The following is a 20,845-nucleotide window of genomic DNA, read 5'->3' on the forward strand; positions in this document are numbered from 1 at the left end:
AACACCCGGTCCCATTCCGAACCCGGAAGTTAAGCCCTTCAGCGCCGATGGTACTGCATGGGAGACCGTGTGGGAGAGTAGGACACCGCCGGACACATATTGCGAAGAGGCCCCGCCGATCACGGCGGGGCCTCTTCCATTTTCAGGGTGACCGGGCGGCCTCTAGCCGGCGGAACCCGGATGGGGAACGTCATCCAGACGCGGCTGTTCATTAGAGTAGGGTGGCTCTCCGACTGTTCCGTCGTCCGCCTCAGCCCCCGTGAGGACGCCTGCCGACATGAGCGAACCGCACGAGCCAGTCCAACCGCAGTGGGGAGGTCCGCCTCCGCAGCCGGGCCAGACCCCGCCCCCGGGAAATTTCGCGCAGCCATTCGGCCCGCCCGGGACGCCGCCCGGCGCGCCGCCAGGTCCGCCTCCGGGAATGCAGCCGGGCGGCCCGCAAGCCGCCGGATATCCGGCGCCTGGTTACCAGGGCACTCCGTACCAGCAGGCACCTCCCTACGGGCCGACGGGACCTCAGGCGACGCGTGGGCGCGGGCTGAATTGGTTCGGCTTGGTGATCGCGGGAGCGGCGGTCCTGTTGCTGGTCTCCACGATCCTGCCTTGGGTGCGGGTGTCGTTGCAGGAGAAGGGCCTCTCGTCGAGTGCCGCGCAGACCATCGAAAGGTCGTACAACGGGTTCGAGGGCAGTGTCGGCTGGGGTTACCTGACGCTGCTGTGCGCCCTGGCGGCCGGCGGTCTCGGCGTGCTGGGGGCGGTCCTCCGGAACGGACGGCTCGCCGGGGCGGCGACGATTCCGGGACTGCTCGGCATAGTGTCACTGGGCCTGGTGGTCACGCGCCTGAACGCCGCCAAGTCCGCGGTTCTCGACGGTCAGCCGCGTGCGCTTCCCCCTGTGGTGAGAGCGATCCTCGAGAAGGACCTCCATGCCTCGTTGGACGTCGGCTGGTTCCTGGCGCTGTTGATGACTCTGGTCATCACGGGCGTGGGCGTCGCGGCGTTCGTCACCGCCCATGGGCGTCCGGTGGACGTCCCCCGGCAGCCGCCTCCGCCGGGACGCTGAGTCACCGCATTGTTTCTCAGTGGTAATTGCGTGACAATTGCGAGGCCCGGAGCGCTGGTGGTGTAGAAAGCAGGTTCGGGTGCGGGGATGCCGGCCGGTGATGCAGCGGCCCGGGTCGTGATCGGAGAAACATGCTCAGGCGTACTTTGGTCGGTGCGTCCGTGGCCACGGTGGTGGTCGCGGGAACGGTGACCTACCTGGTCTCCAGTGGGTCGGACGCCACCACGTCGGCGAGCGGGAAGCCGAGTCCGGGGCAGGTGCGCCAGTACGCGCTGCGGGACATGACGGCCAGTACCGCGGCGAAGAAGGTGGCGGGGCTGCCGGCCGCGTCCACCGAGCCGTTCAGCCTCCTCGGCGTGACGTGGGACAAGCCGCGGTCGGAGCTGCGCGGGACGGTCCGGGTCCGGACCCGGGACGCCGCGTCCGGACGCTGGTCGGGGTGGCGCGAGGTCGAGCCGGAGACCGAGGACGCACCCGACGCCCGCGAGGGCGCGGCGCGGGGGAGCCGGGGCGGGACGAGCGGGCTGTGGGTCGGTCCCTCCAACGGGGTCGAGGTGCGGGTGACCGGGCATGGCCGGACGCTCCCGGCCGGCCTGCGCGTCGACCTCGTCGACCCGGGAAAGGGGACGGTCGGGAACGGGACGTCCCGTCCGCGGGCCGCCGGTGAGGGCGGCACCGACGCACGGCTGGCCGCCGCCGCCGATCCGATCGACTCGCCCGCTCCGGGCGACTCGTCGACCGCGACTCCGGAACCGTCCGCGCCCGCCGGCGCGGAACCGACGCCTTCCGAGTCGCCGACGGCGACGGACACGCCGACGCCGACGCCGACCGCGACCACGGCGTCACCGTCGGAACGTACGACGGCTGCGACCGCGGTGACGGCGCCGAAGCCCGCGATGGTGTCGCGGGCGGCGTGGGGCGCCGACGAGTCGCTGGTGAAGGACCCGCCGGAGTACGACACGTCGGTGAAGGCGGTGTTCGTCCACCACTCCGACACCGGCAACTCCTACACGTGCGCCGAGGCCCCGTCCGTGGTGCGGTCGATCTTCCTGTACCACGTGAAGAGCGAGGGCTGGAACGACATCGGCTACAACTTCCTCGTGGACAAGTGCGGCACCGTGTACGAGGGCCGCGGGGGAGGCGTCGACCGTCCGGTGCACGGCGCCCACACCTACGGGTTCAACACCGACACGGCTGGGATCGCCGTCCTCGGCACCTACACGAACGCGAACGAGACGCCTGCGGGCGTCGCGCCGACGCAGGCCGCGCTGAACGGCGTCGCGAAGGTGGCGGCGTGGAAGCTCGGCCTGACGGGCGTCGACCCGGCGGGGAAGACGACGCTGACGTCGATGGCGCCGAACGGGACCGGCGGGAAGTACCCGTACGGCGAGAAGGTGTCGTTCTACACGATCTCCGGGCACCGTGACGGGTTCGCCACGGCGTGCCCGGGTGCGCAGCTGTACGCCAAGCTCGGCGCGATCCGCACCGCCGCGAAGGCGCTCACCACCCCGGCGGTGGCCGTCACGCTGACGGACGCGACGAACGTGGGCGGGCGCTACTACACCAAGAGCGCCGTGACGGTCGGATGGAAGCCGGTCGAGGGGGCGACGTACGAGGTCCGCGTGGACGGAGCGCCCGCGGCGACGCCGGCCGCCGGTGCGTCGTCCGCGGCGCTGACGCTGCAGCCGGGCACGCACAGCGTGGTGGTGCACGCCAAGTACAGCGACGGCAGCACCGCGGACTCGCCGGCGTCCACGGTCGTCGCGGACGTCACCAAGCCCGTCTTCGCGACGCCACCGGCGCTGGCGCTGCGCCGGGCGACGGTCAACACGACCGCCGTCCCCGTCACGCTCGGCTGGAAGGCCACCGACAACACGCTGCTCTCCTCGGTGAAGGCGACGTCGCCGGCCGCCAAGACGTTCGCCGGCACCACGACGAGCTGGGCCGCGACGGCGACGCCGGGCGCGGCGCAGACGTGGTCGCTGACCGCCGCCGACGCCGCCGGGAACACCGCGGCGTCCGGCGTCTCCCGGAGCGTCGCGCTCATGCCGGAGGGCCAGTCGACCCGCACCGGGACCTGGAAGAAGACGACGAACAGCTCCTACCTCGGCGGGTACGGGCTCTACAGCGGCAGCAAGGGCGCGAGCGCCAGCTGGACGTTCACCGGGCGCAGCGCGGGCCTGGTCGTCAAGCGGCAGTCGAACGTCGGCGCGGTCGTCGTCTACGTGGACGGCGCGAAGGTCGGCACGCTCGACACCCGCGCGTCCAAGCTCGCGTACCGGCAGCTCATCTGGACGCGGTCGTGGAGCGCCAGCGGGAAGCACACCATCAAGGTCGTGGTGGCGGGGACGTCGGGGCGGCCGATCGTCTGCATCGACGGGATCGCCTACATGCGCTGACGCGACCCACCGCGACGACCGGACCGCGACGACCCACCGCGAAGGCCGACCGCGACATCCGGAACACCGCAGACACCGAAGGGCCCGGCGTGCGCGACGCCGGGCCCTTCGGCCGCTCAGGTCCCTCGGCCGCTCAGGTCCCTCCGCCGGTCAGATGTCCTCGCCGGCGAGGATCGCGTCGGCGTCGACGATCCGGTACGCGTAGCCCTGCTCGGCGAGGAACCGCTGCCGGTGCGCGGCGTAGTCCTGGTCGAGGGTGTCGCGGGCGACGACGGCGTAGAAGCGGGCGCCCTGCCCGGACGCCTTGGGCCGCAGGAGGCGGCCGAGGCGCTGCGCCTCCTCCTGCCGCGACCCGTACGCGCCGGACACCTGGACGGCGACGCTCGCCTCCGGCAGGTCGATGGAGAAGTTCGCGACCTTCGACACGACCAGCACGTTCAGCTCGCCGGACCGGAACGCGTCGAACAGCCGCTCGCGTTCGCGGACCCGCGTCTCGCCCTTGATGACCGGGGCGTCGAGGAGCGCGCCGAGCTCGTCGAGCTGGTCGATGTACTGGCCGATGACGAGGGTCTGCTCGCCGCGGTGCCGGTCGACGAGCGCCTGGATGAGCTTGGTCTTGGTGTCGGTGGTGGCGCAGAAGCGGTACCGCTCCTCCGGCTCGGCGGTGGCGTAGGCGAGCCGTTCGGAGTCGGTGAGGGTGACGCGGACCTCGACGCAGTCGGCGGGCGCGATCCAGCCCTGCGTCTCCATGTCCTTCCACGGCGCGTCGTAGCGCTTCGGGCCGATGAGGGAGAACACGTCGCCCTCCCGGTTGTCCTCGCGGACGAGCGTGGCGGTGAGGCCGAGGCGGCGGCGGGCCTGCAGGTCCGCGGTCATCCGGAAGATCGGCGCGGGCAGCAGGTGCACCTCGTCGTAGACGACCAGGCCCCAGTCGCGGGCGTCGAACAGCTCCAGGTGCGTGTAGACGCCCTTCCGGCGCGTCGTCATGATCTGGTAGGTGGCGATGGTGACCGGCCGGATCTCCTTCTTCGTGCCGGTGTACTCGCCGATCTCGTCCTCGGTGAGCGAGGTGCGCCGCAGCAGCTCCTGCTTCCACTGGTGCGCGGAGACGGTGTTGGTGACGAGGATCAGCGTGGTCGCCTCGGCGCGGGCCATCGCGGCGGCGCCGACGATGGTCTTCCCGGCGCCGCACGGCAGGACGACGACGCCGGACCCGCCGTGCCAGAACGCCTCGGCGGCGTCGCGCTGGTAGGAGCGCAGCTCCCAGCCGTCCTCGTCGAGGGAGATGGCGTGCGCCTCGCCGTCGACGTAGCCGGCGAGGTCCTCGGCGGGCCAGCCGAGCTTGAGCAGCGCCTGCTTCAGGGAGCCGCGCTCGCTCGGGTGGACGACGACGGTGTCGTCGGCGACCCGGTCGCCGATCATGCCCTTGACCTTCTTGGCGCGGAGCACCTCCTCCAGGACCGAGCGGTCCGAGGAGGACAGCACGAGCCCGTGCACGGGGTGCTTCTCCAGCCGCAGCCGCCCGTACCGCGCCATCGTGTCGGCGACGTCCACCAGCAGCGCGTGCGGGACGGGGTACCGGGAGTACTTGATCAGCGTGTCGACGACCTGCTCGGCGTCGTGCCCGGCGGCGCGGGCGTTCCACAGCGCGAGCGGCGTGACCCGGTAGGTGTGGACGTGCTCGGGCGCCCGTTCGAGCTCGGCGAACGGGGCGATGTCCTTGCGGCAGGCGTCGGCCAGCTCGTGGTCGACCTCCAGCAGCAGCGTCTTGTCGGATTGGACGATGAGCGGACCGTCGGTCAATGCAGAAGCCCCCGTCGATGATCGCGATGGCTCGTCCGGACGCCGTGCACGCTACCCGAGGCGTGCCGGCGCGTCGCGCGTTCCGGACGGGACCGCACTGTTCAACGCCGGACCCGGCCCGGATATTGCGTCACGCGGCGCCCCCTGCCCGCCGGGCGCGCCGCGGGGCTCAGACGCCGCTGGACGAGGAGTAGTCCGGGTCGTGGGTGAGGATGATCGCGAAGTAGACGACGGCGATGATGATGCCGATCAGCAGCGACGCCGCGAACAGCGACCAGCTCCAGATCGTCAGCCGCCGGGCCGAGGCCGGGTCGGTCTGCACCCGGCCGAGGGCGAGCGCGCCCGTGACGATGCCGGGGATCGCGACGATGTTGCAGCACATCAGCGCCACGACGCAGTTGCACACCAGCGCCGCGATCGCGGAGCCGTTGTTCGCCGGCGCGTGCGGGACGCCGGGCGGCCCGTACGGGTGGCCCTGCGGGCCGTAGGCGCCGCCGTCGTCCCACCCGGGCGTCCCGCCGTAGCCGCCGTAGGGGTCGTGCCAGCCGGGGGGCACCCCTCCGTATCCGCTCACCGCAATGCCTCCTCGCGCTTGAGGGCACGGTACCGCCCGATAGCGCACATGGTTGGACAGAACGGGGCGCCCGCCGGTTCCCTCAGGCCTCGTCGTCCAGCTCGGCGACGCCGGTGATGCGGTGCAGCGCGAACCGGTGCACGGCGGCGCGGGTCGCGTCGTAGCCGGTCAGGAAGCCGCCCTCGACCCGGACGGGCTCGACGATCCGGCTGGACGCCTGGCCCTGCTGGTCGAGGTAGCCGATCCAGACCCGGCCGCCGCGGTCGACGGCGCCGCGCAGCCGCTCGATCGTCGCCATCGCCGGGGACCGGGGCGGCTCGCCGGACGGCGCGTCCGCGCGCAGCCGCGCCTGCTCGGCGCCGTGCCGGGACGCCTCGTCGCCGGCCCGCAGCGCGCGCACCGCCGCGGAGATCATCGAGGCGTCCGCGGTGTCGTCCGGGCGGAGCCGGACGATCTCGGCGGTCGGCGGCGGCTCGGCGCGCTGCGCGTCCGGCCGCGTCACGATCACGCCGCCGCCGGGCGACTCGGCGACCGGCGCGAGGCCCATCGCGCGCAGCCCGTCGAGCAGCTCGCCGCGGTGCAGGCTGGACGCCAGCACGGTCGGCGCGAGCCGGTGGAGGCGCAGCGCCGCGGAGCGCCGGTCGGCGAGGATCTCGTCGAGCGTGCCGGCGGAGTCCGTCCGCACGTAGGAGGACAGCGACCCGACCCGCAGGTGCCCGTGCCGGCGCGCGACGTCGTCGATGAGGTAAGTGAGCGGCTGCGGCAGCGGCGTCGCCGAGTGCCGGGCCAGCAGGCCCGCGACGTCGTCGGCGCTGCGGCCGGCGTCCAGGGCGCGGCGGATCGACTCGGCGGTGAACCGGTACACGGTCGCGCCGCCGGTCGACTCGACGTCGGCGGCGAGCGCCAGCTCCCGGCTCAGCTCGGTGACCAGCGGGCCCGGCGCGACGGCGGTCAGGTCCGCCTGGATGAGGATCCGGTCGACCGGCTCGGGCAGGTACTTCTCCAGGCCGGGCTCGGGGTCGTCGCCGGCGAGCAGGTCGCGGGCGAACGGCGCGAGCTCGCCGAACCCGGTGACGCCGAGCGCCGCGGCCTCCCGCAGCGTCCAGCCGACGAGGCGGTCGCGGAACGGGCCGCCGCGGCGCGGCCGCAGCCACGCCAGCCGGGCCTGCAGCGCGTCGGCGTCGACGGGCGTGCCGCGCTCGGCGCCGGCGAGGATCTCCAGCGCGGTGCGGCGGGTCGCGGGGGCGCTGCTGCGCACCATCGCCTCGCTGAGCGCGTTGATCAGCCGGTCCCGGTCGTCGCGCTCCCCGGCGAGCCCGGCGGCCCGGTCCGACTTCAGCCAGCCGCGCGCCAGCTCCGTCCAGCGGCCCGCGGTGTCGCGCATCAGCCACAGGTCGTAGGCGGGGGTCGGCAGCCACTCGCCGTCGAGGTCGCCGCTGCGGGTCAGCAGGCCCGCCGCGTACGCGACCTCGACCAGCAGCGCCGCCTTCCACTCCGGGACGTCCAGCAGCGTCGCGGCGTTGCGCAGGTCGCGGACGGCGAGGCCGCCGCTGCGCAGCACCGGCGGCGGCTCCAGCCCCCACCGCTCCAGCAGCTCCTCGATCAGCCGGACCGCGTTGAACGCCTCGCCGGCGGCGGCGCGGACCACCATGTCCTCGCCGCGGGGGGTGCCGGACGGCTCCTGCCCGAGCGGCGGCGGCTCCGCCGGAAGGTCCTGGAACAGGCGGCCGCCGCGCAGGTGGAGCGCGACCTCGCGGGGCAGCGTGACCGTCCGGTCGTCCTCGGCGGCGAGGAGCCCGCGCGCGAGGAGCCGCTCGATCGGGGTCGCGGCGGTGTCGACCCGCACGGGACGGCGCGCGTCGGCGACCCGTCCCACCGGCGGCCCCCAGGCGAGCGCGTCCAGCGCGGACCGCGCCTCCGGGCCGGCGGCCTCGACCAGCGGCGCGGGGTCGGCGAGCAGTTCGGCGAGCCGGCGCAGCAGCCGCGCCGCGTCGGCGAACCCGCGCGGCGCCTCGCCCTGCAGGTCGGTGACCAGCGCGGTGAGCCGCTCGACGGGATACCCGGCGAACACCTCCTGGACCGGCGGGCCGAGGCCCGCCGGATGCGGCAGGCCCTGCCGGACGCCCGGCGCGGCGTTCAGCGCGCCGTCGCCGCCGTTCCAGACGAGCCCGAACCGCAGCAGCCGGTCGACGGCGTCCCCCACCCGGTCCGTGGCGGCGTCGAACGCGGCGGCCAGCGCGTCCGGGCGGACGGGCGGCGGAAGCACGAGCACCGCCTCCAGCACCGCCAGCGTGAACCGGTCGAGGCGGTCGAGGGCGCGGGAGACCGCGGCCGGCGTCGCGGCGCGCGCGGCGAGCGCGGTCAGGTCGGCGGGGACGGGCGCGAGCAGCTCCGGACGCGCGGACAGCAGCGCGCGGAGCTCGTCATCGGCTCGCGCGCGCAACCAGTCCGCATACGATTCCATGCCGTTCGCCACCTTAGTGTCGCGGGCGTCCCGGCTCGCCGCGCCCCGGAGGCGGGGCGTTTCCGCACGTCGGACGCTGCGAGTGCGGGACCCTCCCAGCGTATGGGCGGAGCGGCGCGGCCGGTGCGGTGCCGCGGCACGTGGAGGAACGCGTGCCGGACACGCCGTCCGGCACGATACGGGACCCGGCGGTGACGGCGGGTCAGGACGCCGGCGTGCGCTCCAGGTTCACGAGGCCGAGCCCGAGCCGGGCCCAGCTCTCCACGAACCGCTTCTCGTCGATCCGCGTCGGCGGCTCGTACATCGACTCGTTCGCCAGCCAGTAGTTGACGACGGCGCCGCCCAGGATCGAGGCGACCGCCGCCCAGTCCTCGTCGGCGCCCGCGTACTCCGGCTGCTGCGACAGCCACGTCGCGATCCCGTCGTACAGCGGGTTGACGATGCCCTCGCGCATCTCGGCGACCAGGTTCGGGAACTGGTCGAGGTCGCGGAACAGCACCCGGATCAGGTCCTGCTCCTCGCGCATCTTCGCCAGGCCCGCCTGGCAGGTCATCCGCAGCCGCACCTCGAGCGGGCGGTCGGCGAACACCTCCGCCTGGTCCAGCACGGTGCTGATCTGCTGCCGGGTCCGCTCGATGTGCTCCCGGATCGCGGAGGCGAGCACCTCCTCCTTCGACCGGAAGTGCCGGTACAGGCCCCCCGCGCCGGGCGACAGCCCGGCCGCCGCCTCGATCTCGGCCACCGAGGTCGCCGCGTAGCCCCGATCGGCGAACAGGCGCAGCGACTCGGCCACGATCCGCTCGCGCGTAGATGTCGTCATGGTGATGAATTCCTCCGGAAGAACAGTAAGGCATCTTCGACCTGCGGGCCGCTGCCGCGGCCCGGCGCGCCCGAATTCGTGACGCGTCTCGCCCCGCCCCGGGGGCGACTAGAGTTCGATGCCCCGCGCCCCTGTGCCGGAAGGGGCGTCGCCGGAAGGGTCGACGATGTTCATGTCTCCGCGGAAGGCGGCCGACGGGGCCTTCCTCCCCGAGGACTTCGTGGTGCCCACGCTGGTCGCCGGACCCCGGTTCCAGATCCGCCCGATCACCGTGCACGACGTCGTCAAGGACTACGGCGCGGTGATCGGCAGCCTGGACCGGCTCGCCGGCCGGTTCGGCCCGGAGTGGGGCTGGCCGGACCGCGAGTTCACCTTCGAGCAGGCGCTGATCGACGTCGCGTGGCTGCAGAAGGAGGGGCAGCTGCGCCGCTCCTTCAGCTACGTGGTGAACACGCCGGACGGGGAGCGCCAGCTCGGCCGCATCCACGTCGCCCCGTCCGGCGAGCCCGGCGCCGACGCCGTCGTGGTGTTCTGGGTCCGGGCCGACGAGGAGGACACCGCGCTGGAGAAGGACCTGGAGGACTTCGTCCGCGAATGGGTCACCACGGCGTGGCCCTTCGACGTCGTCCGCTTCCCCGGCCGGTAGCCCTCCGCGCCGGCCTCCTTACGCCGGATGCCGATCACCGGACGCCGTTCGCCGGATGCCCGGGCGGCGGGGGCGGGGTCAGGCGGCGCGGCGGACGACGCTCACGATGATCCGTCCGACGACGAGGTAGACGAGCGCGGCGAGCCCGTAGTTGACCGCGACGTCGACCTTGGCGTTGTCGGGCTGGAACACGTCCTTGAACTGCCAGGCCAGCTCGTCCGCGCGCGCGCCGAACCAGTGCACGATGTCGTTGCCGGTGTTCGCCTCGAACACCACGAACAGGATGTGCACCGCGAGGATCAGCACGACGATCGTCGTCACGACCGAGATCACCGCGGCGATCAGGTCGACGGTGCGCTTGCGGGCGGCCGCCGCGGAGGCGGCGAGCGGCCGCCGGGACCGGTGGTCGCCGGGGTCGATGCGGGTGCCGGTCATCGCGTGCCGTGCGGTCGTGCCCGTCCCGGCGGGTTCGGTCCGGGCGGGGTCCGGACGCACCGGTTCCTGCGCGGCGCTCGTGCGGTCCGTGTCGTCTGCCATTGGGCCCTCCTTCGCCGGGCCGGCCTGCGGCTGCTCGTCCTTGGGGTTCGGGTGGCTCGTTCGAGCCCTACGTTTTTCCTGGTCACGCGGTTTTCGCCAGGGGGCGCGGGTATCACGACGGCACGGGCGGCCGCCCGGGACCCGGCAGACCAGACCGGGCCGGGCACGCAAGGTCCCCGCGCCAAGAGTTCCCGCGCTCTCCTACTCGGATCCCGTCGCATCGCCACTACCGGGAGAGCGCGGGTACTTGCGTCCGGGCCCCCGCGGCCCGGTCCGTCCCGCGCGCGCACCGGCGTTGGCATTCGCTCCATACCGGACCTTTACCCTGTGTGGCGTGCTGGACCTTGATTCCCCGAAGATTCCCCGTCCGGATGGTGCCGGATTCTCCGTCGGCTTCGACCTCGACCTCACGCTCGCGGACACGCGCGCCGCCATCGGCGCGGTGTACGCGGCGATCGCGGCGGAGACCGGCGTCCCCATCGACATCGACACCGTCGTCCGGCGGCTCGGCCCGCCGCTGGAGGTCGAGCTCGCGTACTGGTTCCCGCCGGAGCGGATCCCCGCGATGGCGGAGCTGTACCGGGCGCTCTACCCGGACGTCGCGCTCCCGGCGACCGCGGCCATGCCGGGCGCCGCCGCGGCGCTTGCGGCGGTCCGGGCGGTGGGCGGCCGGGTGGTCGTGGTGTCGGGGAAGAACCAGCGCGACACCGAGCGCACCGTCCGCTTCCTGGGGCTGGACGTGGACGCCGTCGTCGGCGGGCTTTTCGGCGCCGACAAAGGGGCCGCCCTGCGCGAGCACGGCGCGCGCGCCTACATCGGGGACCACACCGGTGACGTGGACGCCGCGCGCGCCGCGTCCGCCGTGGCCGTCGGGGTCGCGACCGGCGCGTTCGACTCCGCCGCCCTGACCGCCTACGGCGCGGACGTCGTCCTGCCCGACCTGAACGCCTTCCCCGGGTGGCTGGAGGGGTTCGCGGCCGCCTGAAAGGGGCGGATATCGGGGTGCCGCGGAGGCGGCGTCCGGGATAGCTTCATCCCGTTGCCCCAGGGGGCTTCGCGGGGGTCCCGGCGTGTTCACCGGTACCCGGTGAGGCACTAATCTTGGGGTCGATTCAGGACGATTACCGAACGAGGTATCCCGTGCCGACTGGCAAGGTCAAGTGGTACGACTCCGACAAGGGGTTCGGCTTCCTCACCCGCGACGACGGCGGTGAGGTCTTCGTGCACTCCTCGGCGCTGCCGGGCGGCGTGACGACGCTGAAGCCAGGCCAGCGCATCGAGTTCGGCGTGGTCGAGGGCCGGCGCGGCCAGCAGGCGCTGCAGGTGCGCGTGCTGGAGAGCCTGCCGTCGGTCGAGCGGACCATCGCCAAGCAGCGGCGCAAGAAGCCGGACGAGATGGTCGTCATCACCGAGGACCTGATCAAGCTGCTGGACGGGATCTCCAACACCTACCGGCGCGGCAAGCATCCGGCCCCGGCCGAGGCGAAGAAGATCGCGACCGTGCTGCGCGCGGTGGCCGACGACATCAACCCCTAGCCGGGCGCGGGCCCGCTGCGGGCCGGCGCAGGTCGACCGGCGCGGGCAGCCGGCGCGGTGGTCGGCCGGGCGGGTCAGCCGGGGGCGCGCATCCGGGTGTGGGCGTCCTTGATCGGGGCGCCCGGCTCCGGGCGGACGCGGCGGTGCGCGCCCGCGCGGCGGGTCAGCAGCAGGCCGAGCGACAGCGCGAGCGCCGCCGCGACGATCGCCAGCGCGACCCGGCCGTCCGCGACGATCGACATGCCGAGCCCGAGCAGCCCGCCGACCACCCAGGCGAGCTGGTGCAGCGTCTCGGTCACCGCGAACGTCGACGAGCGGACCTCCTCGCCGATCTCCCGCTGCACGACCGCGTCCATCGACAGCTTGCCGAGCACCTGGCCGAGACCGGCCGCGAGCGCCACCGCGAGCGCGGCCCACAGGCCGAAGAACAGCGCGCTGACGGCGGTCACCGCGGTGACGGCGCCGAGCGTCGCGGTGACGATCAGCCGCGGCGCCCGCGCCTTCATCCAGGCGCCGAGGGCGGTGCCGATCAGGCCGCCGGCGCCCGCGAACGCCGCGAGCAGGCCGAGCGCGAGGTTGTGCGACACCGGGTCGAACCGCTCCTCGCGGAGCAGGAACGCCAGGTAGAGCACGAGGAAGCCGGACAGGGCGCGCAGCACCGCGTTCGCCTGCATCGCCTCCGCGACGACCGGGCCGACGCGCGGCAGCGTCCGCCAGTGCCGGGCGGGCTTCGCGGGCCCGGCGTCCGCCGCCTCGGCGGGCGGCGGCGCCTCGCCGGCGTCGGGGAGGTCCACGCGCCGGGGCAGCCGCATCGCGAACACGATGCCGAGCAGGAACACCGCCGTGCCGATGCGCAGCACCCAGCCGGGGCCGATCAGCACGGCGAGGCCCGCGCCCGCCGGGGCGGCGACCGACGAGGCGACCAGCCCGGCGAACGACGCCCGGGCGTTCGCCGTGACCAGCGTGATCTCGTCCGGCAGCAGCTGCGGGGTCACCGCGGCGCGCAGCACGCCGAACGCCTTCGAGGTGACCAGCACGCCGAACGCGGCGGGCAGGAACGTGATCGGGTCGTTGTGCGCGACGGCGCCCGCCATGCCCCAGCACAGCAGCCCGCGGACCGCGAACGTGGCCGCCACCGCGTACCGGCGGACGTGCCGCATCCGGTCGAGCGCGGGGCCGATCAGCGGCGCGACCAGCGCGAACGGTGCCATCGTGACGAGCAGGTAGAGGGCGACCTGGCCGCGCGCCTGGTTGACGTCCAGGCCGAAGAACAGCGTCCCGGCGAGCGCGACCGTGACCATCGCGTCGCCCGCCGAGTTCAGCGCGGACGCCTCGATGAGGTCGCCGAGGCCGCTGCGCCCCGCGCCGCGCGCGTGCGTGACGCGCCGGGTGAGCCGGCCGGCGCCGCACGCCGCCGAGCGCATGCCGCGCAGCGTCCTGCCCATGCCGCCCACACCGGCGCGCACGGAGCGTCGCAGTCCCATCGCGCCCTGATCTCTCCTCGCGGGGTCGTGCCGTTCCCGGCCGTCCGCGGCCCGCCTGGCCGCGCGTCCGGCCGCCTGATTGAGAGTACGTTCCCTTTCGGCGGGCCGGATCACCTCGCGCCGTCCACGGCCCGCGTGTCCGGTCATGCCCCGGGATGCGCGAGAATCGAGATGTGAGCCCAACGCGTCAGTCCAGCCCCGCGCGTACCGCCGCCGCGCGCACCACCTCCGGGCCCGCCCGCCGGACCCGCCCGCCCGCCGTCGATCCCGCCTGCGCCGAGGCGGTGGACCTCGCGCGGACGGCGGCCGAGGAGACCGCCCGGCCCGCGCCCGTCGGGGAGCATCTCGGCCTGCGCGCCGAGGGCGACCGGGTGGTCACGCACTATTTCGCCGCGCTGGACCCGGCCTACACCGGCTGGCGGTGGGCCGTCACGGTCACCCGCGCCGCCCGCGCCAAGATCGTCACGGTGAGCGAGTGCGTGCTGCTGCCCGGCGACGACGCGCTGCTCGCGCCGCAGTGGGTGCCGTGGCTGGAGCGGCTGCGCCCCGGCGACCTCGGCCCCGGCGACCTGCTGCCGACCGCGCCCGACGACGTCCGGCTCGCCCCCGGCTACGCGCAGGTCGACGAGTCCGTCGAGCGCGAGGCGCAGTGGGAGCTCGGCCTCGGCCGCGTCCGGGTGCTGTCCCGGGAGGGCCGCGACGAGGCCGCCGCCCGCTGGTACGACGGCGTCGCGGGGCCCCGCGCGCCGATCGCCGCGTCCGCGCCGGCGCAGTGCTCCACCTGCGGGTTCTACGTCTCGCTCGCCGGCGACCTGCGGCAGATGTTCGGCGTGTGCGCCAACGAGTACGCCCCGGACGACGGCAGGGTGGTGTCCGCCGACCACGGCTGCGGCGCGCACTCGGAGGCGGTGAACCTGCCGGCGGCGTCCGAGCACAACCCGCCGGTGATCGACGAGCTGGGCTACGACGTCGTCCCGTCCGCCGGCGAGGACGCCGAGTCGCTGGACGACGAGGCGCTCGGGCACAGCTGATCGCGACGGGACCGGATCGGGGGCGCGGGCCGTCCCCGCGACGAGCCGCGGCCCGCGCGGCGAGGTGGTGACAGCGGTGGCGCCGGATCCGTTCGGCACGCGCGTGCTGCGCGAGCGCGTGCTGCGCGCCTGGGACGAGTCCCCGGCGCGGTTCCGCGAGGACGCCAACACCGAGGAGGACCACGCCCTCGGCGGCTACCGGGACCGCGTCGTCATCGAGCTGGCGCAGAACGCGGCGGACGCCGCGCTGCGCGCCGCCGTCCCGGGCCGGTTGCGGCTGGCGCTGGACTCCGCCGGCGCGGTGCTGGCGGCGGCGAACACGGGCGCGCCGCTGGACGCCGCCGGTGTCGAGGCGCTCTCGACGCTGCGGGCGTCCGCGAAGCGCGACGACGCGGGCGCGGTGGGGCGTTTCGGCGTCGGGTTCGCGGCGGTCGTCGCCGTGACGTCCGAGCCGTCCATCGCGTCCCGGACGGGCGGCGTGACGTGGTCGGAGGAGCGGGCGCGCGCGCTGGCGGGCGGCCTCGCCGGGGTCGCGGACGAGCTGGCGCGGCGGGAGGGCCGGGTCCCGCTGCTGCGGCTGCCGTTCGAGGCGGAGGCGCCGCCGGAGATCCCGGACGGCTTCGACACGGTCGTCCGGCTGCCGCTGCGGGCGGGCGCGGTCGAGTCCGTGCGGCGGCAGCTGGAGCAGGTGGACGCGGCGCTGATGCTGGCGCTGCCCGCGCTGGAGACCGTCGAGATCGACATCGATGGCGACGTGCGGGTGCTCTCCGCTGAGCGGCGCCAAGCCGGGCTGGTCGTCGTCGACGGGCAGTCGTGGCGGACCGTCGAGGCGCATGGCGCGACGCCTGGGGAACTGCTTGAGGACCGGCCCGTGGAGGAGCGGGCCCGCGCGTCCTGGCAGGTGCGGTGGGCGCTGCCTGAGGACGGCCTACCGGACGGCACGCCCGCCGTCGTACACGCGCCCACGCCCAGCGACGAGCGGCTCGACCTGCCGGCGCTGCTCATAGCGTCGTTCCCGCTCGCCCCTGACAGGCGGCATGTCGCCCCTGGGCCCTTGACCGACTTCCTTGTGGAACGGGCCGCCGAGGCGTACGTGGAGCTGATGAAGGCGCGTCCGGCCGAGCCGCGGTTGCTCGACCTCGTCCCCGGTCCCGTCGGCGCGGGAGAACTGGACGCGCGGCTGCGGCGGGCCATCCGCGAACTCCTGCCCGAGGCGGCTCTGCTGCCCGTCCCGGACGACCCGGAAGGCCGCCGTATGCGCGGCCTGGACGCGGTGGCACTGGACGCCCCCGCGCCCTTCCTCGACCTCCTGGCGGGCCGCGCCGGTGACGAGGCCGTCGTCGGCGGGCTCCTTCCGCCCGGCTGGCCCGCGCGGAGCCCGTCCCTGGCCGCGCTGGGCGTCCGCCGCGTCGAGCTGGCCGACGTCGTGGACGAGCTGGCCGCTGTGGACCGCGGACCGGACTGGTGGCACCGGGTCTACGAGGCGCTCGCCGAGGCCTCCAGAGACGCTCTGGGGGCGCTCCCGGTCCCCTTGGCGGGCGAGACGGGACGGCTGGTGCGCGGGCCGCGCGGCCTGCTGGTCGCGGACGGCGTCGACCCGGCCGGCCTCGACGCCCTCGGGCTGCGGTTCGTGCATCCCGGCGCCGTCCATCCGCTGCTGCTGCGGCTGGGCGCGGTGGAGGCGGGCCCGCGGGCCGTGCTCGCCGACCCGGCGGTGCGGGCCGCGGTGGAGGACTCCTTCGACGCCGACGATCCCGGCGCCGTCGCCGAGGCCGTGCTGGGCCTGGTCGCGGCGGCCCGGATCGACCCGGGCGACGAGCCGTGGCTGGCGGAGCTGGCGCTCCCCGGCGACGACGGCGATCTCTATCCCGCCGGCGAGCTGCTCCTGCCGGACAGCCCGCTGCGGACCGTGATGGCCGACGACGCGCCGTTCGGTGTCGTCGCGCCGGAGACGCTGGAGCGCTGGGGCGCCGAGACCCTCACCGCCGCGGGCGTGCTGGACGGCTTCGCCCTCGCGCGCGCCGAGGACGTCAACCTGTCCGGCCTCCTCGATGAAGCGGAAACGCTCGAACTCGACGACGAGGACCGCTGGGCCGACGACGTCCTCGAACGGATCGGCCCGCAAGAACTGCCGCCGCACGTGCCGGAGTTCCAGGCCGTCCGCGATCTGGAGCTGGTCGACGACTGGGCCGCTGCATTGTGGCTGCTGGCCGCGCCGCCATGGCGCGCCGCGATCGTGGAGCCCGCCCATGTCGCCCTCTACACGGGACACCGCGCCGTGGTCCCGTCCTACACGGCGTGGTGGCTGAGCCGCCGTCCGATCCTGGACGGCCGCAGACCGGGCGAGTTCCGGCTAGAGGGCGACGACGCGCTCGCAGGGCTCTACGACCTCGCGCCTACGGGATTCGACGAGCAACTGCTCCTGGCCTTGGGCGTCCGTACATCGCTGGCGGATCTGCTCGACGAGCCTGGTGGCGCCCAAGAGCTGCTCGACCGGATGGGCGATCCGGGACGCACCGTCAGCCGCGTCCAGCTCGGCGGCCTATGGACGGCCATCGCCGACGCCGACGTCACGGTGGAACCGCCCGAGAGCGTGCGCGCCGTGGTGGACGGCGTCGTCGAGGTGGTCGACGCCACCGACGCCCTCGTCCTGGACGGTCCCGACGTGCTGCCGCTGCTGGCCGGGCAGCCCCTCGTCATCGCCGCGCAGGGACGCGACGCACGGCTCGCCGAACTCCTCGACCTGCCCCTGGCCGGCGACGAGGTGGCCGGCGCGGTGGAGACGGCGGGGGAGAAGCGTCCCGTACCGGACGCCGTGCGGGCCGTCCTGCCGGACGCGCCGGAGACCTACCTCGCGCACGAGCGGCTCATCGTGGACGGCCAGGACGTCCCGTGGTGGACGAGGGACGGCGAAGTCCACGCGAGCGGGACCGGCGGCCTCGCGCGCGCGCTCGCTTGGTCCTGCGGGGACTGGGCGGCCCGGCTCCTCGCCGAAGCCGTCCTCCGCGACCCGGACGCGCTGCCCGTGCTGCTGGCCGAGGACGACCTGGAGCCCTAGACGTCCGCCTCGGACGTCTCCGACGTCTCTCGCGGCTTCGCGGCGGCGTCCTGGCGCGTGGCCCCGGGCCCGGGCCCGGCGGCACCGCCCTCGGCGGGCTGCGCCGCGTCCTCGACGGCGGCCTCCCGGCGCGCGGCGCGGGACGCCTCCAGCCGCTCGCGGCCCGCCTGGAGCCGCGGGATGTACCAGACGCCGAACAGGCCGGTCACCACGCCGGTGACGCACACCCACAGCCACCAGCGGTCCCCGGACGGCGTCCCGGCGACCAGCAGGACGACGAGCGCGATCGCCCACGCCGCGGTGCCCGCGAGGGCCACGCGGACGTCGTTGGTCCGCATGGGCGGCGGGTCCGGGCGGCGCGGAGGGGTCATGTGATCAGGTTACGCGGCGGGCGGGGGAGAGGGACGTCACACCCTGGGCCCGGAGAAACCCGAGGTGAAGAGGGTGATCAGCCGCTCGTAGCTGGCCTCCAGGTCCTCCGGGAGGCCGAAGCCGCCCGCCGCCTCCAGGATGGCGAAGCCGTGCACGGCGGAGCGCAGGCAGCGGGTCGCGTGGACGAGGTCCGGGCCGTCCAGGCCGTAGCCGCGGAGGGCGGCGAAGATGACGCCGAGGAGCCGTTCGGCCGCCGCCTCGCTGAAACGCACGTCGTCGGCGGACTGCTCCATGGACGCGTAGCGGCTAGGGTGCTCCACGACGTAGCCGCGGTAGGCGCGCATCACCGCCGCCACGGCGTCGTCCCGGGAGCGTCCCATGGCGGCGGTCCCGAGGCGGTCGGCCAGCTCGTCGAGGATTCTCGCGGTCACCAGTTGTCGCAACTCGGCCAGGTTGCGGACATGCTTGTAGAGGGAGGGGGTCGCGACCCCGGCCCTTCCGGCGACCGCGGCGAGCGTGAGGGCGCCGGGTCCGCCGGCGTCCACGACGGCGATGGCGGCGTCCACCACCGCGTCCGGCGTGAGGCCCGCGCGCGGCATCCCGATCCTTTCTTCGACTACTTAATAGCCAAAAAGCTAATAGGGTTAGCTGAACGTGTCAAGGAGCGGGCGTGGCAGCATGGGTCACCAGCACGGGAGAACGATGACGATGACAACGCCACCGACCGGCGGCCGGACCGCCTCGCCCCCGGGGCTGGCCGAGGAGCTGCGCATCTCGATCGCGCGGCTGTCGCGCCGGCTCCGGCACCTGCGGCCGCCGGCGCCTGACGGCGGGCCGAACCCGCTGTCGCTCACCCAGTTCGCGGCGCTCGCCGCCATCGAGCGGCACGGCTCCATGACGCCCCGCGAGCTGGCCGACCACGAGAAGGTGCAGCCGCCGTCGATGACGCGCGTCATCGCCTACCTGGAGGCCCGCGGGCTGGTGGTGCGCAACCCGCACCCGACCGACGGGCGGCAGGTGGTGCTGAACGCCACCGAGGACGGCTCGTCGCTGCTGCGCGCCGAGCGGCGCCGCAAGGAGGCGTGGCTGTCCACCCGGCTCGGCGAGCTGACCGAGGCCGAGCGCGAGATCCTGCGCCGGGCCGCCCCGATCATCGACAAGCTCAGCCGCTCCTGACCCCGCCCGGACGCCCCTGACCTCGCCCGGACGCCCCTGACCCTGCCCGGCCGTGCGGCCCGTTCCGTGCGGCCGGTTCCTGCGGCCGGTTCCTGCGGCCGGTTCCGTGCGGCCGGTTCCGGTGCCGTGGCGCCGCGCGGTTGCCGGAATAGCGGTCGCGCGATTATCGTTAGCCTTGATAATGACTTCTGCTAACGATGGACACGATGAACCGGACGGTGCCCCGGCGCGCGGGGCGCGCTCCGGGCGGGCCGGGCGCTCCGGCGCCGCGCTCCCCGTAGCGTCCCGCGCGCGCCGTCGCCGCCCCGCCCCCCGCACCCCCTCCCGCCCCCTCCACGCCGCCCCGCACGCGACCGCCCATCCGGCGGGCCGGTCGGACGCCGCCGGGCCGCCGCCGCACGCCGAGCGTGCCGGGCTCCCGGATGGAGCGGTCCAAACGGCCGCCGAACCGGCCGCCGACCAGGCCCCCGACCAGGCCGCCGACACCGCCGAGGCCGCGGAAACCGCCGAAGGCGTCGTCGTCGCCGAGGAGACCGACGCCGTCGTCGAACCGCCAGAAGGCGCCGACGACGACGCCCCCGAGGACGCCCGGGCCGGCGGCATGTTCCGGTCCCTGCGGACCCGGAACTACCGCCTGTACGCCATGGGCCAGGTCGTCTCCAACACCGGCACCTGGATGCAGCGCGTCGCGCAGGACTGGCTCGTCCTCGACCTCGCCCACAACAACGGCACCGCGCTCGGCATCACCACCGGCCTGCAGTTCCTGCCGCTCCTGCTGTTCGGCCTGTGGGGCGGAGTGATCGCCGACCGCTACCCCAAGCGCCGCGTCCTGATGCTGACGCAGGTGTCGATGGGCGCGCTCGCGCTGGTCCTCGGCGTCCTCACCGTCACCGGCCAGGCCCAGGTCTGGCACGTGTACCTGCTGGCGTTCGGCCTCGGCCTCGCCACCGTCGTCGACAACCCGACCCGCCAGTCGTTCGTGATCGAGATGGTCGGCAAGCGCGACCTGCCGAACGCGATCGCGCTGAACAGCGCCACCTTCAACGGCGCCCGGCTGCTCGGCCCCGCCGTCGCCGGCGTGCTGATCGCCGTGATCGGCACCGGCCCGGTGTTCCTGGTGAACGCCGCGTCGTTCGGCGCCGTCCTGCTCGGCCTGTACGCGATGCGCGAGAGCGAGCTGCACGACTCCGGCACCGTCAAGCGCGCCAAGGGCCAGCTCCGCGAGGGGCTGCGGTACGTCCGGGGCCGCCGCGACCTGGTCCTCGTCCTGGTGATGGTCGGGTTCGTCGCGACGTTCGGCATGAACTTCCAGATGACGACCGCGCTGGTCGCCAAGGAGGTCTTCCACAGCGGCGCGTCCTCGTTCGGGCTCGCGTCCAGCATGCTGGCGCTCGGCGCGCTGACCGGCGCGCTGCTCGCCGCCCGCCGCTCGACCAGGCCCCGGCTGCGGCTGATGCTCCTCGCCGCGGTCGTGTTCGGCGTGATGGAGACCGCCGCGGGGCTCGCCCCCACGTACTGGTCGTTCCTGGTACTGCTCGTCCCCGCCGGGATCGCGCTGATGACCTTCACCACGTCGGCGAACGCGACGATGCAGCTCGGCGTCCAGCCCGAGATGCGCGGCCGCGTGATGGGCCTCTACATGTTCGTCTTCATGGGCACCAACCCGCTCGGCGCCCCCACCGTCGGCTGGATGGCCGAGCACTTCGGGCCCCGGCTCAGCATCGTGCTCGGCGGCCTGATCTCGATGGCCACCGCGATCGTCGTCGCGGCGCTGGCGGCGCCGCGCGGCTCGATCCGGCCCGCACTGGCCCGGCTGGCGCGCGTCCCAGCCGCGGGCCGCTGACGTTCCGGACGCGGGGCGCTGACGTTCCGGCCGCGGGCC

17 protein-coding genes and 1 rRNA gene are annotated in these 20,845 nt (G+C 74.5%); 10 read left to right on the top strand and 8 right to left on the bottom strand.

Annotated features, from left to right (window positions below):
- From rrf to AB0C78_RS35685, 3 genes are all read left to right on the top strand, one after another.
- Positions 1–94, top strand: a 5S ribosomal RNA gene (gene rrf / locus AB0C78_RS35675); the annotation flags it as partial.
- 462 nt (positions 95–556) lie between these two features.
- The gene (locus tag AB0C78_RS35680; protein ID WP_360756820.1) at positions 557–1,063 is read left to right on the top strand and encodes a hypothetical protein; all 507 of its coding nucleotides are present in this window, start codon (positions 557–559) and stop codon (positions 1,061–1,063) included.
- 161 nt (positions 1,064–1,224) lie between these two features.
- On the top strand, positions 1,225–3,462 hold the full coding sequence (locus AB0C78_RS35685; RefSeq protein WP_360756822.1) for an N-acetylmuramoyl-L-alanine amidase: 2,238 nt from the start codon (positions 1,225–1,227) through the stop codon (positions 3,460–3,462).
- Between the two features lie 150 nt (positions 3,463–3,612).
- On the opposite strand, the gene AB0C78_RS35690 is transcribed toward AB0C78_RS35685, so the two are convergent.
- From AB0C78_RS35690 to AB0C78_RS35705, 4 genes are all read right to left on the bottom strand, one after another.
- On the bottom strand, positions 3,613–5,265 hold the full coding sequence (locus AB0C78_RS35690; protein WP_360756824.1) for a DNA repair helicase XPB: 1,653 nt from the start codon (positions 5,263–5,265) through the stop codon (positions 3,613–3,615).
- 169 nt (positions 5,266–5,434) lie between these two features.
- Positions 5,435–5,839 carry a hypothetical protein gene (locus AB0C78_RS35695; protein WP_360756826.1) on the bottom strand — a complete coding sequence of 135 codons (405 nt, stop codon included), beginning with the start codon at positions 5,837–5,839 and terminating at the stop codon, positions 5,435–5,437.
- Positions 5,840–5,921: 82 nt separating this feature from the next.
- On the bottom strand, positions 5,922–8,303 hold the full coding sequence (locus tag AB0C78_RS35700; protein WP_360756829.1) for a helicase-associated domain-containing protein: 2,382 nt from the start codon (positions 8,301–8,303) through the stop codon (positions 5,922–5,924).
- A 202-nt stretch (positions 8,304–8,505) separates the two neighbouring features.
- Positions 8,506–9,123: a TetR/AcrR family transcriptional regulator gene (locus AB0C78_RS35705; protein WP_192809273.1), complete on the bottom strand. Its 618-nt coding sequence runs from the start codon at positions 9,121–9,123 to the stop codon at positions 8,506–8,508.
- A 166-nt stretch (positions 9,124–9,289) separates the two neighbouring features.
- On the opposite strand from AB0C78_RS35705, the gene AB0C78_RS35710 reads away from it, so the two are divergent.
- Positions 9,290–9,769: a GNAT family N-acetyltransferase gene (locus tag AB0C78_RS35710; protein ID WP_225992458.1), complete on the top strand. Its 480-nt coding sequence runs from the start codon at positions 9,290–9,292 to the stop codon at positions 9,767–9,769.
- A gap of 78 nt (positions 9,770–9,847) precedes the next feature.
- Here the strand turns inward: AB0C78_RS35710 and AB0C78_RS35715 are convergent, their stop codons facing one another.
- Complete coding sequence (locus tag AB0C78_RS35715) at positions 9,848–10,306, bottom strand: hypothetical protein (RefSeq protein ID WP_360756832.1); 459 nt, start codon at positions 10,304–10,306, stop codon at positions 9,848–9,850.
- Between the two features lie 334 nt (positions 10,307–10,640).
- Between AB0C78_RS35715 and AB0C78_RS35720 the strand changes: the two genes are divergently transcribed.
- Together AB0C78_RS35720 and AB0C78_RS35725 are read left to right on the top strand one after the other, a co-directional pair.
- On the top strand, positions 10,641–11,291 hold the full coding sequence (locus AB0C78_RS35720; RefSeq protein ID WP_360756835.1) for a haloacid dehalogenase-like hydrolase: 651 nt from the start codon (positions 10,641–10,643) through the stop codon (positions 11,289–11,291).
- Between the two features lie 155 nt (positions 11,292–11,446).
- Positions 11,447–11,842, top strand: a complete 396-nt coding sequence (locus tag AB0C78_RS35725) for a cold-shock protein (RefSeq protein WP_151546065.1) — start codon at positions 11,447–11,449, stop codon at positions 11,840–11,842.
- 74 nt (positions 11,843–11,916) lie between these two features.
- Here AB0C78_RS35725 and AB0C78_RS35730 read toward each other — a convergent pair whose 3' ends face one another.
- Positions 11,917–13,326, bottom strand: coding sequence for an MFS transporter (locus AB0C78_RS35730; RefSeq protein ID WP_360756837.1), 1,410 nt, complete (start codon positions 13,324–13,326; stop codon positions 11,917–11,919).
- Between the two features lie 284 nt (positions 13,327–13,610).
- On the opposite strand from AB0C78_RS35730, the gene AB0C78_RS35735 reads away from it, so the two are divergent.
- A complete protein-coding gene (locus tag AB0C78_RS35735) occupies positions 13,611–14,357 on the top strand; it encodes a DUF3027 domain-containing protein (RefSeq protein ID WP_360756919.1) in 747 nt (248 codons plus the stop codon).
- A gap of 76 nt (positions 14,358–14,433) precedes the next feature.
- A complete protein-coding gene (locus tag AB0C78_RS35740; RefSeq protein WP_360756840.1) occupies positions 14,434–17,415 on the top strand; it encodes a hypothetical protein in 2,982 nt (993 codons plus the stop codon).
- Here AB0C78_RS35740 and AB0C78_RS35745 read toward each other — a convergent pair.
- Both AB0C78_RS35745 and AB0C78_RS35750 read right to left on the bottom strand, forming a co-directional pair.
- Positions 17,412–17,786, bottom strand: a complete 375-nt coding sequence (locus AB0C78_RS35745) for a DUF2530 domain-containing protein (RefSeq protein WP_360756843.1) — start codon at positions 17,784–17,786, stop codon at positions 17,412–17,414. The two genes, AB0C78_RS35740 and AB0C78_RS35745, sit on opposite strands and share 4 nt — an antisense overlap.
- 36 nt (positions 17,787–17,822) lie before the next feature.
- Positions 17,823–18,386 (bottom strand): TetR-like C-terminal domain-containing protein, encoded by a 564-nt coding sequence (locus AB0C78_RS35750; protein WP_360756845.1) that lies wholly within the window; start codon positions 18,384–18,386, stop codon positions 17,823–17,825.
- 109 nt (positions 18,387–18,495) lie between these two features.
- Here AB0C78_RS35750 and AB0C78_RS35755 point away from each other — a divergent pair, with 109 nt between their 5' ends.
- Both AB0C78_RS35755 and AB0C78_RS35760 read left to right on the top strand, forming a co-directional pair.
- Positions 18,496–18,963, top strand: a complete 468-nt coding sequence (locus AB0C78_RS35755; protein ID WP_360756847.1) for a MarR family transcriptional regulator — start codon at positions 18,496–18,498, stop codon at positions 18,961–18,963.
- Positions 18,964–19,564: 601 nt separating this feature from the next.
- Positions 19,565–20,806 carry an MFS transporter gene (locus AB0C78_RS35760; RefSeq protein ID WP_360756921.1) on the top strand — a complete coding sequence of 414 codons (1,242 nt, stop codon included), beginning with the start codon at positions 19,565–19,567 and terminating at the stop codon, positions 20,804–20,806.
- Positions 20,807–20,845 lie beyond the last annotated feature (39 nt).

It is taken from the genome of Actinomadura sp. NPDC048394 (genome assembly GCF_040651755.1).
Lineage (GTDB): Bacteria > Actinomycetota > Actinomycetes > Streptosporangiales > Streptosporangiaceae > Spirillospora > Spirillospora montaniterrae.

Excerpts from the sequence above, each read along its gene's own strand:
- AB0C78_RS35760 (WP_360756921.1), top strand. The coding sequence starts at position 19,565 with ATGTTCCGGTCCCTGCGGACCCGGAACTACCGCCTGTACGCCATGGGC.
- AB0C78_RS35745 (WP_360756843.1), bottom strand. The coding sequence starts at position 17,786 with ATGACCCCTCCGCGCCGCCCGGACCCGCCGCCCATGCGGACCAACGAC.
- AB0C78_RS35710 (WP_225992458.1), top strand. The coding sequence starts at position 9,290 with ATGTTCATGTCTCCGCGGAAGGCGGCCGACGGGGCCTTCCTCCCCGAG.
- AB0C78_RS35700 (WP_360756829.1), bottom strand. The coding sequence starts at position 8,303 with ATGGAATCGTATGCGGACTGGTTGCGCGCGCGAGCCGATGACGAGCTC.
- AB0C78_RS35750 (WP_360756845.1), bottom strand. The coding sequence starts at position 18,386 with ATGCCGCGCGCGGGCCTCACGCCGGACGCGGTGGTGGACGCCGCCATC.
- AB0C78_RS35715 (WP_360756832.1), bottom strand. The coding sequence starts at position 10,306 with ATGGCAGACGACACGGACCGCACGAGCGCCGCGCAGGAACCGGTGCGT.
- AB0C78_RS35705 (WP_192809273.1), bottom strand. The coding sequence starts at position 9,123 with ATGACGACATCTACGCGCGAGCGGATCGTGGCCGAGTCGCTGCGCCTG.
- AB0C78_RS35730 (WP_360756837.1), bottom strand. The coding sequence starts at position 13,326 with ATGGGACTGCGACGCTCCGTGCGCGCCGGTGTGGGCGGCATGGGCAGG.
- AB0C78_RS35755 (WP_360756847.1), top strand. The coding sequence starts at position 18,496 with ATGACAACGCCACCGACCGGCGGCCGGACCGCCTCGCCCCCGGGGCTG.